Source organism: Klebsiella sp. GG_Kp175 (genome assembly GCF_040062325.1).
GTDB classification, from domain to species: Bacteria; Pseudomonadota; Gammaproteobacteria; order Enterobacterales; family Enterobacteriaceae; genus Klebsiella; species Klebsiella quasipneumoniae.
The window spans coordinates 1-14,934 of record NZ_JBEAFX010000033.1 but is presented as its reverse complement, the minus strand read 5'-3'; the positions used below and the strand labels follow the sequence as shown (position 1 = coordinate 14,934).

The 14,934-nt window shown below is 58.7% G+C and carries 11 protein-coding genes; 6 read left to right on the top strand and 5 right to left on the bottom strand.

The features are described from left to right. Positions 1-44 precede the first annotated feature (44 nt). The 4 genes from ABLU73_RS22910 to zapB all read right to left on the bottom strand — a co-directional run bounded on the left by ABLU73_RS22910 (position 45) and on the right by zapB (position 3,814). Entirely contained in the window at positions 45-1,349 is a 1,305-nt protein-coding gene (locus tag ABLU73_RS22910; protein WP_043522754.1) for an SLC13 family permease, read from the bottom strand. 64 nt (positions 1,350-1,413) lie between these two features. Continuing rightward, the gene (locus tag ABLU73_RS22905; protein WP_074377634.1) at positions 1,414-2,184 is read right to left on the bottom strand and encodes a CDP-diacylglycerol diphosphatase; all 771 of its coding nucleotides are present in this window, start codon (positions 2,182-2,184) and stop codon (positions 1,414-1,416) included. A gap of 242 nt (positions 2,185-2,426) precedes the next feature. Beyond that, on the bottom strand, positions 2,427-3,416 hold the full coding sequence (locus ABLU73_RS22900) for a sulfate ABC transporter substrate-binding protein (protein ID WP_004205090.1): 990 nt from the start codon (positions 3,414-3,416) through the stop codon (positions 2,427-2,429). Between the two features lie 152 nt (positions 3,417-3,568). Next, the gene (zapB, locus tag ABLU73_RS22895; protein WP_004150222.1) at positions 3,569-3,814 is read right to left on the bottom strand and encodes a septal ring assembly protein ZapB; all 246 of its coding nucleotides are present in this window, start codon (positions 3,812-3,814) and stop codon (positions 3,569-3,571) included. Between the two features lie 442 nt (positions 3,815-4,256). On the opposite strand from zapB, the gene ABLU73_RS22890 reads away from it, so the two are divergent. Further along, positions 4,257-5,108, top strand: a complete 852-nt coding sequence (locus ABLU73_RS22890) for an MIP/aquaporin family protein (RefSeq protein WP_004205091.1) — start codon at positions 4,257-4,259, stop codon at positions 5,106-5,108. Positions 5,109-5,129: 21 nt separating this feature from the next. Then, complete coding sequence (gene glpK, locus ABLU73_RS22885) at positions 5,130-6,641, top strand: glycerol kinase GlpK (RefSeq protein ID WP_004873089.1); 1,512 nt, start codon at positions 5,130-5,132, stop codon at positions 6,639-6,641. Positions 6,642-6,755: 114 nt separating this feature from the next. On the opposite strand, the gene gltS is transcribed toward glpK, so the two are convergent. Beyond that, positions 6,756-7,958 (bottom strand): sodium/glutamate symporter, encoded by a 1,203-nt coding sequence (gltS, locus tag ABLU73_RS22880; RefSeq protein WP_004901437.1) that lies wholly within the window; start codon positions 7,956-7,958, stop codon positions 6,756-6,758. Between the two features lie 284 nt (positions 7,959-8,242). On the opposite strand from gltS, the gene ABLU73_RS22875 reads away from it, so the two are divergent. The 4 genes from ABLU73_RS22875 (at position 8,243) to ABLU73_RS22860 (ending at position 14,703) form a co-directional block, all read left to right on the top strand. Next, a complete protein-coding gene (locus ABLU73_RS22875; RefSeq protein WP_004150226.1) occupies positions 8,243-9,634 on the top strand; it encodes a uracil-xanthine permease family protein in 1,392 nt (463 codons plus the stop codon). Positions 9,635-9,784: 150 nt separating this feature from the next. Then, a complete protein-coding gene (locus ABLU73_RS22870; RefSeq protein ID WP_064794966.1) occupies positions 9,785-11,500 on the top strand; it encodes an AsmA family protein in 1,716 nt (571 codons plus the stop codon). Positions 11,501-11,751: 251 nt separating this feature from the next. After that, complete coding sequence (locus ABLU73_RS22865; protein ID WP_032456737.1) at positions 11,752-13,311, top strand: PTS transporter subunit EIIC; 1,560 nt, start codon at positions 11,752-11,754, stop codon at positions 13,309-13,311. A gap of 12 nt (positions 13,312-13,323) precedes the next feature. Beyond that, complete coding sequence (locus ABLU73_RS22860) at positions 13,324-14,703, top strand: 6-phospho-beta-glucosidase (RefSeq protein ID WP_023319347.1); 1,380 nt, start codon at positions 13,324-13,326, stop codon at positions 14,701-14,703. The last annotated feature ends 231 nt before the right edge of the window (positions 14,704-14,934 follow it).

Below are 14,934 nucleotides of genomic sequence, written 5' to 3'. Positions count from 1 at the left end.
GGGAGCCCGGCTTAGCACAGCGCAAGCCGGGCTTTCTTTTGCCGTTACAGTTTCCCCAACAGCTGATACCACGCGTAGTCCAGCGGCAGTAAAATCAAATAGCTCACCGCCGCCAGCGCCAGACAAAGCAACATTCCCGCCCTCGCCGGGACTTTGCCTAACCCCATCGCGACCACGATTGGCGACGCCTGATACGGCAGCAGCGGCGTGGAATAGCCCAGCACCTGAATCATAATCACGCTCAGCAGCGGGAAGCCAGTGGCGTCGGCAAAGCTCTGGGCAAAGGTGGTATACAGCGCCGGCACGCCGTTGGCGGTCATAATAAAGTTCAGCGCGCTGGTAATTCCGGTCAGCGCCAGGAAGCTGGTGAAAGGATTGTCTTTATCCAGGGGCATCACCTGCAGCAGCGCATTGCCCACCACGCCGCCAATCCCGGTTTGGGTGACGGTGATCGCTAGCCCCAAAATCCCGGCAACATAAATACAGGTGCGCATATTCACCCCGCTGGCAAACTCTTCGCCACTGATAAAGCCCACCCGCGGCAGCAGCGTGACCACCGCCGCCGCCAGGCCGGTCCACGCCGGGCCGATGCCATGCCAGCTCTCGGTCACCCACAGCGTGAGGACCACCGCCAGCAGCCACGCCAGACGCTTCTCGTCGCGGCTCATCGCCGGCAGCGGCGCCAGGTCGCGCGGCGGATGCGGCTTACCGGGAAACAGCCAGCAGATCAGCGCCACCAGCGCCGCCCCTTTCAGCCAGCCAAGCACCGGCGTATGCAGCAGTAAATAGGGAACATAATTCAGATGGATACCGTACGAGCCCTCCGCCGCGCCGCTCATCACCAGATTCGGCACGTTGGCGGGCAAAATCGTCGCCGAAAGCTGAAAGGTGCCGAACCCCACCGCCAGCGCCAGGCCGAACCAGCCGCGGCTGCCGTCGGCAATGCCCGCCCGGCGGGCCATCGCCGCCACGATCGGCATCAGCAGCGCGATGCGCCCCATGTTGGAAGGCATCACGAACGCCAGGGCATAGCTCAGGAGTACCACGCTGGCGACCATCCGCGGCCAGGAGTCGGTTAGCCGCGCCGACAGCGCCTGCGCCGCCCGGTCCGCCAGCCCGGTTTTACGGATCGCGATGCCGAGCACAAAGCCGCTGAACACCAGCCAGAAGGCCGAGGAGGCAAAGCCGCCGAAGATCACCTCCGGCGGGGCGATTTTCGCCATCATCGCCGCAGCGAAAAACAGCAGCGCGGTGATAAATTCCGGCAGCAGCGACGTCGCCCAGAGCACAATGGTAACGCCGACAATCAGTGAAGGGAGGAACAGCGGGTGGGTAAGCCAGAGCGACATGCCTGTCTCCTGTCGTTTTTTTCAGCAAGAATACGACGACAGGTAAGACAGGTAAACGCCAGAACTAGTGGTTTGCGTTAAGGATGGCGCAGCGATGATCCTGGATCTCTTCCGCCGAGGCCCGGTTCAGGGACAGCAGGTTACGCTCCGTCGCCAGCAGCACCAGAGAGCCGTCGCTCTGCTGCGCCATCGCCAGCGCATAGCGTCCCATATGCTGACGCGCCTCCGGCACCTCTTCCGCCAGCATCAGGAACGGGCTGCGCTGGGCGAGCTCCGCCTCCGTCACCCGGCGCGCCAGATATTCATGGCCCTGAAGCCCACCCGACAACGGCAGCCAGCGGCTGCTGATCGCCGCCGCATCCTTGTCTAACTGCGCGCGCACATCGGGGCGCAGGCAGGAGATATGAATATGGAAATGGTTTTGCGTGCGTCCGCTGCGCGAGTTGATCGCCAGCGATACCGCGTTATCGGGAACCGGCGCGCCGTGGCGCTGGCTCATGATCTCACGCCCCTGCCAGGCCTGCCAGAAGAAGTTCGGCGTCAGTGGATCCAACAGCAGCGGGCTTTCGGTGCCGTTAATGCGGTAGGTCGGCATCAGCAAATACTGCAGCGGGCCGTTACGATCTTTAAACAGCACATAGCCGCCCTTGAGGTTCACTTCAGCACACGGCGACGGGTTTTGCTGCTGTTGCTGATGGGGAACGCACTGCTGCAGAACAATCTTGCGCAACGCGTCCGGGTTGCCAGAGTGCAGCCAGTAGTAGCCGCCCGCCAGCGCCGCGAGGATCGCCACCAGCAGCGCCAGCAAAAAGTATCTTACTCTTCTCATTTTCATTCCCTGTTAAGCCTGAAGCGGAAGAGTAACGTAATTTGATGACTAAATGAAAACAGATGACGGGCGGAGCGTTTTCCGGGTCGCGGCTGGCGCCTTACCCGGGCTACGCACAGCGCAGAACTGTAGCCCTGCTAAGCCTAGTGCAAGCAGGGATTCCCGGGTGGCGTCTGGCGCCTTACCCGGGTTACGCACAGCGCAGAACTGTAGCCCTGCTAAGCGTAGCGCAAGCAGGGACAAGAGAATTAACGCTGGCTAATCTGGTCGAAGGTGCCGCCGTTGGAGAAGTGCTCTTTCTGCGCTTTCGTCCAGCCGCCGAACTCCTGATCGATAGTGAACAGTTTCAGTTTCGGGAATTCATTAGCATATTTCTTCGCCACGTTCGGATCGCGCGGACGGTAGAAGTTCTTCGCCGCAATCTCCTGGCCTTCCGGCGAGTAGAGATACTTCAGGTACGCTTCCGCCACCTGGCGGGTGCCTTTCTTATCCACGACTTTATCGACCACCGAAACGGTCGGCTCAGCCAGAATCGACTCACTCGGGGTCACGATTTCAAACTTGTCTTTGCCCAGTTCGTTGGTCGCCAGCAGCGCTTCGTTTTCCCAGGCGATCAGCACATCGCCGATCCCGCGTTCTACGAAGGTATTGGTCGAACCGCGCGCGCCGGAGTCCAGCACTTCCACGTTTTTATACAGCGCCTTGACGAAATCCTGGGCTTTCGCCTGGTCGCCATGGTTCTGATGTAGGGCATAGCCCCAGGCCGCCAGGTAGTTCCAGCGAGCGCCGCCGGAGCTTTTCGGGTTCGGGGTGATGACCGACACGCCCGGTTTGATCAGGTCGTTCCAGTCATGGATCTGTTTCGGGTTGCCCTTACGGACAAGGAACACGATGGTGGAAGTATAAGGCGCGGAGTTATCCGGCAGGCGCTTCAGCCAGTTTTTATCGATACGGCCGCGCTCGGCGATCGCGTCGACGTCGTAGGCCAGCGCCAGCGTAACCACATCCGCTTCAATACCGTTAATCACCGAGGTCGCCTGCTTGCCGGAGCCGCCGTGCGACTGGCGGATCACCACGTTGTCGCCGGTCTCCTGCTTCCAGTGCGCGCTGAACGCTTTGTTGTACTGTTCGTACAGCTCGCGCGTTGGATCATAAGATACGTTTAATAGCTGAAAATCTTTTGCCAGAACGCTGGCGGATGCCAGCAACAGAGTTAACCCTACGCCCCACTTATTCATCGCACCGCTCTCTTTATGTCGTGTTGTGATGGGCTAAGCGTGCCAGAAAGCGATTCAATGATTAAAGAATAAAAAAAGATTGGCTATAACTTGTGAGTATAAAGGAAGGGATAAGGATCACCCCCTCCCTGGCGGGAGAGGGCGTGAAGCGATTAGACTTCTTCCATGCGGCCCAGCAGCGCCTGCAGACGCTCCTGCCAGCCCTGCTGCTGCTCTTTCAGCTGGCTGTTTTCGCGCTCCAGCTCTTCACGACCATGCTGCGCGCTCTGAACTTCCTGCACCAGGGTGTTGTTCTTTTCTTTCAGCTCTTCGATTTCCATCTGCAACAGAGTGATGGTATCAATCGCCTGCTGAACCTTAGATTCTAATTTCTCAAACACTTCTAATGACATCGTCATACCTCTCCTGAACTTGCAAGGCGTTGATAGAAACTGGTGTTTCGTATACGCGGTCCCGCCTTAACGAAAATTAGCGCACATAGCGGTGTTATCGTCGATTGTATGAATCCCCGCCGCCCCTGTCCAGCGGCAAGCCGCGCAGATTGCGGTTTGCAACACTTTTCAGTCTTTACCTGGTACTTTCAGCGCAGTTCGCTCGTACTTCATGAGCCATTGTTAATATTATGGTTAACAAAATGCGAGGTGAAACGCTCCGGCAGCGCGCTTAATGCGCGCGAATGGCGCGAAAACGCTCATTTTCTTGACGTGGTACACACATTTGAAGTTCGATATTTCTCGTTTTTGCTCGTTAACGATAAATTAACACTATGCCTACATGGCAATATGGTCGTCTGTGACCACCCTACATACAATAATCATCACCACGCTTCAGGATTCGATTATGAGCCAAACATCAACCTTAAAAGGCCAGTGCATCGCAGAGTTCCTCGGTACCGGGTTGTTGATCTTTTTCGGCGTTGGGTGCGTGGCTGCGCTCAAGGTCGCGGGAGCCAGCTTCGGACAATGGGAAATCAGCATCATCTGGGGTCTGGGCGTCGCCATGGCGATCTACCTGACCGCAGGGGTATCCGGTGCGCACCTTAACCCTGCGGTGACTATCGCGCTCTGGCTGTTCGCCTGCTTCGATGGCCGCAAAGTGGTTCCTTTTATTATTTCGCAATTCGCTGGCGCCTTTTGCGCTGCGGCATTAGTTTACGGGCTTTATTACAATCTTTTCCTCGATTATGAAACCACCCACCATATGGTACGCGGCAGCGTGGAAAGCCTTGATCTGGCTGGCATCTTCTCCACTTACCCGAACCCGCATATCAATTTTGTGCAGGCCTTCGCGGTAGAGATGGTGATTACCGCTATCCTGATGGGCGTCATCCTGGCACTGACCGACGATGGCAACGGTGTGCCGCGCGGCCCGCTGGCGCCGCTGCTGATCGGCCTGCTGATCGCGGTGATTGGCGCCTCCATGGGACCGCTGACCGGCTTCGCCATGAACCCGGCGCGTGATATCGGCCCGAAAGCCTTCGCCTGGCTGGCCGGCTGGGGCGACGTCGCCTTCACCGGCGGTAAAGATATTCCTTATTTCCTGGTGCCGCTGTGCGCACCGGTGGTCGGCGCGGCGCTGGGCGCGTTCAGCTATCGTAAGCTGATTGGCCGCCACCTGCCTTGCGACACCTGCGTGGACGAAGAGCAAGAGAGCCCCTCCTCTTCCTCCACTCAACATAAAGCTTCGCTGTAATCTGACTACGGGACACCGACTATGACCGACAAAAAATATATCGTTGCGCTTGACCAGGGCACTACCAGCTCCCGGGCCGTTGTGATGGATCATGATGCCAATATCGTCAGCGTCTCCCAGCGAGAATTCGAACAAATTTATCCTAAGCCAGGCTGGGTTGAACACGACCCGATGGAAATCTGGGCGTCCCAAAGCTCGACGCTGGTCGAAGCGCTGGCCAAAGCGGATATCAACTCCGATCAGATCGCGGCCATCGGTATCACCAACCAGCGTGAGACCGTGGTGGTGTGGGAGCGCGAGACCGGCAAACCGATCTATAACGCCATCGTCTGGCAGTGCCGCCGCACCGCCGAGATCTGCGAGCAGCTCAAGCGTGACGGGATGGAGGAGTATATCCGCAAGGCCACTGGCCTGGTGGTGGACCCCTACTTCTCCGGCACCAAGGTGAAATGGATCCTCGACCATGTCGAAGGTTCCCGTGAGCGTGCGAAGCGCGGTGAGCTGCTGTTCGGCACCGTGGACACCTGGCTTATCTGGAAGATGACCCAGGGTCGCGTGCATGTCACCGACTACACCAACGCCTCGCGTACCATGCTGTTCAACATCCACGACCTGGACTGGGACGACAAGATGCTCGACGCGCTGGATATTCCGCGCGCCATGCTGCCGGAAGTACGCAAGTCGTCCGAAGTGTACGGCCAGACCAACATCGGTGGTAAAGGCGGGACCCGCATTCCTATCGCCGGGATCGCCGGTGACCAGCAGGCGGCCCTGTTCGGCCAGCTGTGCGTCAAGGAAGGGATGGCGAAAAACACCTACGGCACCGGCTGCTTTATGCTGATGAACACCGGCGAAAAAGCGGTGACCTCCACTCACGGTCTGCTGACCACCATCGCCTGCGGTCCGCGCGGCGAGGTGAACTACGCACTGGAAGGGGCGGTGTTTATGGCTGGCGCCTCCATTCAGTGGCTGCGCGACGAGATGAAGCTCATCAGCGATGCGTTCGATTCCGAGTACTTCGCCACCAAAGTGAAGGACACCAACGGCGTGTACGTCGTGCCTGCGTTCACCGGTCTTGGCGCGCCGTACTGGGACCCCTATGCCCGCGGCGCGATTTTCGGCCTCACCCGTGGCGTGAACTCGAACCACATTATCCGTGCGACGCTGGAGTCCATCGCCTATCAGACCCGCGACGTGCTGGAAGCGATGCAGGCTGACTCCGGTATCCGTCTGCATGCGCTGCGCGTGGATGGCGGCGCGGTGGCCAACAACTTCCTCATGCAGTTCCAGTCCGATATCCTCGGCACCCGCGTGGAGCGTCCGGAAGTGCGCGAAGTTACAGCCCTGGGTGCCGCCTATCTGGCCGGTCTGGCGGTCGGCTTCTGGCAGAACCTCGATGAGCTGCAGGAAAAAGCGGTGATTGAGCGTGAATTCCGCCCGGGGATTGAAACCACTGAGCGTAACTATCGTTACAGCGGCTGGAAGAAAGCGGTGAAACGCGCGTTAGCGTGGGAAGAGCACGACGAAGCGTAAGATTGTGGAGGTATTCCCGGCTTGCGGCGTAAACGCCTTAGCCGGGCTACAAAACCCCAAACAGCACGATCTTGTAGCCCGGACAGGTGCGCAGCACCGCCTCCGGGTTTTTTATCAACCAAATATCGGCAGCAACAGGTACAGCTTAATCACCAGCGCGTTGACGATATCGATAAAGAACGCCCCCACCATCGGCACCACCAGGAAGGCCATATGTGACGGGCCGAAACGGTCGGTAATTGCCTGCATATTGGCGATCGCCGTCGGCGTTGCCCCCAGACCAAACCCGCAATGCCCGGCTGCCAGCACCGCGGCATCGTAGTTTTTACCCATCATCCGATAGGTGACGAACACCGCATACAGCGCCATCGCTACCGCCTGCACCGCCAGGATAATAATCATCGGCAGCGCCAGAGAAGCCAGTTCCCAGAGCTTGAGGCTCATCAGCGCCATGGCGAGGAACAGCGACAGGCTGACGTTGCCCAGCACCGACACCGCGCGATCGAACACCCGATACAGCCCCGCCAGCGCCAGGCTGTTGCTGAGGATCACGCCGATAAACAGCACGCAGACAAAGGTCGGCAATTCAAAGACACTGCCCGCCAGCAGTTGCGCAACCACCTTGCCCACCGTCAGACAGATGGCGATCAGGGCGATACTCTCGATCAGCACCAGCGAGGTGATCACCCGCCCCACGTCCGGCTTTTCGAAGGCGGTCGGCGCCACCTGATCGTCCGGCGTCCCGTCCGGCGAGGAAGAGTGTTTCACCAGGTAACGCGCCACCGGGCCGCCGATCAGGCCGCCGAGCACCAGGCCGAAAGTCGCGCAGGCCATCGCCACCTCGGTGGCGTTGGCAAAACCATAGCGCTCAACGAACAGCTTGCTCCATGCCGCCCCGGTGCCGTGGCCGCCGGAAAGGGTAATAGAACCGGCCAGCAGACCCATCAGCGGATCCAGGCCCAACAGCTTCGCCATGCCGATACCGAGGGCGTTCTGCAGCAGCAACAGACCAACCACCACAATCAGAAAGGTACCCAGTACCTTGCCGCCAGCCCGCAGGCTGGCCAGGTTGGCGTTCAGACCGATGGTGGCGAAGAACGCCAGCATCAGCGGATCTTTGAGGCTCATATCGAAATCAATATCGATATCCATACTTTTTTTCAGCACCAGCAGCGCCAGCGCCACCAGCAGACCGCCGGCAACAGGTTCAGGAATGGTGTATTTCTTGAGGAGGGGTACGGTTTGGACGAGTTTTCTGCCGAGTAATAGCACAAGCGTTGCGGCAACGAGCGTCGATAAGGTATCGAGATGAAACATAAAAAGCTCCTTATGGGCGCATGATCCATTCACACGCGACGATATTCCTGGTGTCTTTAGCTTCTCTTCATGAGGAGGCAGAGGGGGATTTTACGCAGAACGGCGGAAAAAATGACAGAAAAAGATATTTTGTATCCTGAATGATGCGATTTAGCATACAAAATGTTAATAATCTCGTTGCGCATATTCACAGCATAAATTTTTATGGGCAAACGCTGGCAAACGTTTGCTTTTGGTCTACAGTCCGATAAAATTCCCGCTTTGCCACCTTGGGATTGCTTGTGATGTCCGTTAACACCGCAGAGTCAGAAAATGCGCAACCGGTTGCGCATAAACCAGCCAGCGAATTAATTTACCGCCTCGAAGATCGCCCGCCCCTACCGCAAACCCTGTTCGCCGCCTTCCAGCACCTGCTGGCGATGTTTGTCGCGGTGATCACCCCGGCGCTATTAATCTGCCAGGCTCTCGGTCTCCCGGCGCAAGATACCCAACATATCATCAGCATGTCGCTGTTCGCCTCCGGCGTGGCCTCCATTATTCAGATCAAAGCCTGGGGCCCGGTCGGTTCCGGACTGCTCTCCATCCAGGGCACCAGCTTCAACTTTGTCGCCCCGCTGATCATGGGCGGCACCGCGCTGAAAACCGGCGGCGCCGACGTCCCGACGATGATGGCCGCCCTGTTCGGCACCCTGATGCTGGCCAGCTGCACGGAAATGGTCCTCTCCCGCGTCCTGCACCTCGCGCGCCGCATCATTACCCCGCTGGTCTCCGGCGTGGTGGTGATGATCATCGGCCTGTCGCTGATTCAGGTTGGGTTGACCTCCATCGGCGGCGGCTACGCGGCGATGGCCGACCATACCTTCGGCGCGCCGAAGAACCTGCTGCTGGCGGGCATCGTGCTGGCGCTGATCATCATTCTCAACCGCCAGCGTAATCCCTATTTGCGCATCGCTTCGCTGGTGATTGCCATGGCGGCGGGCTATCTGGCGGCGTGGTTCCTCGATATGCTGCCAGCCAACACCGCCCCGACCAACAGCAGCCTCATCACCGTCCCGACGCCGCTCTACTATGGCCTCGGCATTGACTGGAGCCTGCTGCTGCCGCTGATGCTGGTGTTTATGATCACCTCCCTGGAAACCATCGGCGATATCACCGCCACCTCCGACGTCTCCGAACAGCCGGTCTCGGGTCCGCTGTATATGAAGCGCCTGAAAGGCGGCGTGCTGGCTAACGGCCTCAACTCCTTTGTGTCCGCGGTCTTCAACACCTTCCCGAACTCCTGCTTCGGCCAGAACAACGGCGTGATCCAGCTGACCGGCGTCGCCAGCCGCTACGTCGGCTTTGTGGTGGCGCTGATGCTGATCGTCCTCGGGCTGTTCCCGGCGGTGAGCGGCTTCGTACAGCATATCCCTGAGCCAGTGCTCGGCGGCGCCACGCTGGTGATGTTCGGCACCATCGCCGCGTCCGGCGTGCGCATCGTCTCCCGCGAGCCGCTGAATCGCCGGGCGATCCTGATTATCGCCCTGTCGCTGGCGGTGGGCCTCGGCGTGTCGCAGCAGCCGTTGATCCTGCAGTTCGCGCCGGACTGGCTGAAGAATCTGCTCTCCTCCGGTATCGCCGCCGGCGGTATCACGGCGATTGTTCTGAATTTAATTTTCCCGCCAGAAAAAGCCTGATTTAACGCGTCCCGGTCGTGCCATCGGCCGGGGCACCCTGGCGCTGCCCTCCACCGCCTGCCCCGTCACGGAAATAAACCACGCCTGCCTTGAGAAGTGCGCATAAATCGGGCATAACACGGTTATGTGCATCTCACAGAATGGAAGACCATGAAATTTCTTGGAAAGCTGATTCTCTGGCTGCTAGTCGCTCTGCTGCTCGTCATCGTTGGCGCGTGGTTCCTGCTGCAAACCTACTGGGGCGCCCGCCAGGCCAGCGCCTGGCTCAGCAATGGCACCGGCTGGCAGGTCTCCTTCGATGCGATGGACCACGATTTCTCCTCCCCTCTTCATGTGCAGTTGCAAAACGTCACCTTTGGCCGGAAAGGCAAGCCGGCAACCCTGGTGGCGAAAACGGTCGATATTGGCTTCAGCACCCGCCAGTTTAGCGACCCGCTGCATGCGGATGAGATTGTCCTTAACGACGGCACCCTGAATCTGTCACCCCACTCTGCCGACCTGCCGTTCGCTGCAGACCGGCTAATGTTGCGCAATATGGCCTTCAATAGTCCGGAAACCGGCTGGGCGCTCAGCGCGCAGCGCGTCACTGGCGGCGTCAGCCCATGGGCGCCGGAGGCAGGCAATGTGCTGGGGAAAACGGCGCAGATCCAGATGAGCGCGGGCTCGATGACGCTCAATGGCGTCGAAGCCAGCAATGTTCTGATTCAGGGCAAGATTGATCAGGGCGAGGTCACCCTCTCCACCCTCGGCGCCGATGTCGCCCGCGGCACCTTAACCGGCAATGCGAAACGCAGCGCCGACGGCAGCTGGCTGGTGGATAACCTGCAGCTCAATGAGATCCGACTGCAGAGCGCCGCCTCGCTGGCCGACTTTTTCGCGCCGTTAACCACGGTCCCCTCTCTGCAGATTGGCCGCCTGGATATCACCGACGCCCGCCTGCAGGGGCCGGACTGGGCGGTAACCGACCTTGACCTGAGCCTGCGCAACCTGACGCTCAGCCACGGCGGCTGGCAGAGCCAGGACGGCGCGCTGTCGATGAATGCCAGCGAATTTATCTACGGCTCGCTGCACTTTTTCGACCCGATCCTGAATGCCGAATTTTCACCCCAGGGTATTGCCCTGCGCCAGTTCTCCTCGCGCTGGGAGGGCGGCATGGTGCGAACCTCCGGCAACTGGCTGCGCGCCGGTAACGCGCTGGTGCTTGATGACACCGCCTTCGCCGGGCTGGAGTACACGCTGCCGGCGAACTGGAAGCCACTGTGGATGGCCCCGCTGCCGGCCTGGCTGCAAAGCCTGACGCTGAAAAAATTCAGCGCCAGCCGCAACCTGATCATCGATGTGGACCCAGCCTTCCCATGGCAAATTACCGCTCTCGATGGCTATGGCGGCGAGCTTCAGCTGGTGAAAAACGGCAGCTGGGGGGTGTGGAACGGTAGCGCGACGCTGAACGCCGCGGCGGCGACCTTTAACCGAATTGACGTGCGTCGCCCTTCACTCAAGCTGAGCGCCACGGCGTCGACGGTCAATATCACTGAGCTCAGCGCCTTCACCGAGCGCGGCATTCTGCAGGCCACCGCCGCCGTATCCCAGCTGCCGCAGCGCCAGGTCAATTTGAGCCTGAACGGCCGCGGCGTGCCGCTGAATATTCTGCAGGCCTGGGGCTGGCCTTCGCTCCCCATTAGCGGGGATGGCAATCTCCAGCTGACCGCCAGCGGCAGCGTGCAGGCCGATGCCCCGCTCAAGCCGACGGTCAACGCACAGCTTAGCGCCGTGAATATGGAGAAACAGCAGGTGGCGCAAACGATGCGCAACGGCGAGGTCAATACCGCCCCCGCCGCGCCAACGCCCACTCCCGTCACGCCCTAGCGATGCCCCATCACCCTCTCCCCCACGGGGAGAGGGAACGCTTCTCTGCAAACACTCCGCTCTGGCTACGCCCTTTCCCTTTCAGGGAGGGAGTCTGCAAGCATTCTGAAACCTGTGTGCAATAAGCGGCTATCTGTGCCTATTTACCGCTACTGGTTCCTTTCAAATATCAGAGTTGCTATAACCAAAATACTGGAAGTCGATAAAAACAAACCGCTCCCTGTACCTACAAAAATATAAAAGGATCAATCATGCCTGAAATACGTCAGCGTATTCTGGAGAATATGCAAAAATTCTCCCGGGCCATGATCGGCGCCGTATTGTTCTTGCCGGTCATTGGCTTAATTCTGGCCCTCAGTTCAGTATTAACTAATCCGACATTAATTGCTGAAACCAGTTTCCTGCACCAGCTGGGGCAGATGCTCGGCGACACCTTTTGGCCTCTATTTGGCAACCTCGGCTTATTATTTTGCGTCGGTATTAGCTATGGCCTGGCAAAAGATAAAAAAACCGAAGTCGCGCTGGTTGCGGTGATGTGCTTCATTATGTTTCTTGGCGCCAACCACTCCTGGCTGGAACACACCCACGGACTCGCCGAAAAAATTAACGGTGAATATTATGGCACCGGGCAAACCCAACTGCTGGGCTTTGTAGTGGTGGATATGGGCGTTTTCCTTGGCATTATTCTCGGCTGCACTATCGCGTGGGTGCACAATAAAGTCTCTACCATTGAGCTGCCCGGCGCGCTGTCGATGTACGGCGGCGCCAAGCTGACGCTGGTGGCGATGACGCCGGTGGTTATCTTCTACGCCATCGCCTTTACCTGGATTTGGCCGTTTATGACCCACGGCATCTCCGCCCTCACCGGCTTTATGAAAAATGCTGGGGTCGCCGGGGTCTTCGTCTATGGTTTCTTTGAAAAATTTCTTATCCCGACCGGCCTGCACCATTTTGTCTGGTCACCCTTCCAGCTCACCCAGATTGGCGGCACCCTGAACGTGGACGGTCAGGTGGTCTCCGGTACCCAGGCCATTTTTCTCGCCTATATGCGCCATCCGGATCTGACCCCGGTGATGAATGAGGCCCTACGCTTCTCGCAGCAAGGGATGACCACCATCTTCGGCCTGGCCGGCGCCTCGCTGGCGTTCTACCACACCGCGAAGCCGGAGAAAAAAGTGATGGCCAAGGCGATTCTGCTGCCGGCAATTATCACCTCAATGCTGACTGGCATCACCGAGCCGATTGAGTTCACCTTCTTGTTTGTCTCGCCGCTGCTGTGGGTGATCCATGCGACGTTAACCGCCGCCTCGCAGGCCATTTGCGACCTCTTCACCGTACGCCCCTGGGGAGCCTCGGGCCTGATCGAATTTCTGATCTATAACCTGCCGCTACCGGTCTCCTTAACGCGCTGGCCGGGATATGTCCTTATCGGTATCGGCCAGTTCGCCGTCTACTACGTGATTTTCCGCACTCTGGTGGTGAAGCTGAATCTGAAAACGCCGGGCCGGGAAGATGACGAGAACGTGAAGCTCTACAGCAAAGCGGAGTATCGCCAGAAAGTCGTGCAGCCGCAGTCGGTCACCGATGACATTATCCGCGGTCTCGGGGGCAAGGAGAATATTCTCTCCGTCGATAATTGTTTTACCCGCCTGCGCGTGGCCGTGCGCGATATGGCGCGGGTTGATGACGCGCAATTAAAAAATACTGGCGCCAACGGCGTAGTGCGCAATCGCAATGAGGTTCAGGTTATTTATGGCGTAAAAGTGGGACAGGTACGTTCCCGGGTTGATAACTGGTTAGCAGAAAATTAATGAGGAGTTTGTATGAAATTAACCGTATTAGGCGGGGGCGGCGTTCGCTCTGCATTTTTAGCGAAATCTCTGGCATATAATGCTCACCGCATTGGTTTAACGGAGGTGGTTTTTCTCGATAACTCTGCAGATAATCTGGCGATATTCGGCGAAATTGCCCGCTATGTATTTACGACCATTCGCCCGGATATTCATTTCACGACCACCACCGACCCGGTCGCGGCGCTACAAAACGCCAATTATATTATTACCACCCTGCGGGTCGGTGGTGATGAAAGCCGTATTCGCGACGAGCGCATTGCGCTGCAACATAACACCCTCGGCCAGGAGACCACCGGCGCCGGCGGCTTTGCGATGGCCATGCGTTCGATCCCGGCGATCCTCGACTATTGCCGGCTGATCGAAGCGCATGCCGCCGAAGACGCCATTCTGTTTAACTTTACCAACCCCTCAGGCCTGGTGACGGAAGCGATCGTCAAGTCCGGCTTTAAGCGTCGGGTCTACGGGATCTGCGATGCCCCCTCCGAGCTGATTCGTGAGCTGCCGGCGATCCTCGGCTGTGAGGAGCGCGATCTGAGCGTGGAATGCTATGGGCTGAACCATTTCTCCTGGTTTACCCACTTCACCGTGCGCGGGGAAGCGGTGACCGAGCGGCTGATCGCCAGCCCGGCGCTGTACCAGAAGACCGCGATGCAGTATTTCTCACCCGAACTGGTGCGGCTGTGCGATAACCAGTTACTCAACGAATATCTCTATTATTATTACTATCGCGACGAGGCGCTGAAGGCGATTCAGGGGGCAGGCGAAACGCGCGGGGAGCAGATCGCCCGTATCAATCAGGAGATGCGCCAGGCGCTGCGCACCGTGGATGCCAGAACGCAGCCGGAAGCCGCCTTCAATATCTGGATGCAACACTACCTTCGCCGGGAAAACAGCTATATGCAGAACGAATCCCGTCAGGAGAAATTTCATACCCGCGAGCCGCTGACGCTGCGGCAGTTTATCGAAGAGCCGGACACCGGCGGCTATGCCGGGGTGGCGCTGGATATTCTGGAAGCGGTGAACAGCACCACCACCAAGCGGATCGTGGTGTCGATCCAGAATAATGGCACGCTCGACTTTTTGCGCCCTGACGACGTGATTGAGATCAGCTGCGACCTGAGCCGGGAGGGTCTCAAGCCGGTAACGCCGGTGAAGGTGCCGACGGCGCAGAAAAATATGATTTCCTGCGTGAAAGAGTATGAGCGGCTGGCGGTTGCGGCGATCCTGCAGCAGGATAAGTCGCTGGCGGTGCGGGCGCTGATGGCGCACCCGCTGATCGGTTCCTATTCGCTGGCGAAAACCCTGGTCGAGGCCTACCTCGACGATGAGCAGTTCGCCGCCTGGCGGTAACCTGCTGCCGATGGGATTCCCCCGCTTGCGCTATGCTTAGCGGGGCTACGAACGGAGCGGTTATGATTTTATGTAGGTCGGGTCAAGCGTAAGCCGCCACCCGACAAATAGCTGCATCACCCGGTAGCCCGGATAAGGCGCCAGCCGCCATCCGGGAACTCCCCCGCTCGCACCGCGCTTAGCGGGGCTACGAACGGAGCGGTTATGATTTTATGTAGGTCGGGTCAAGCG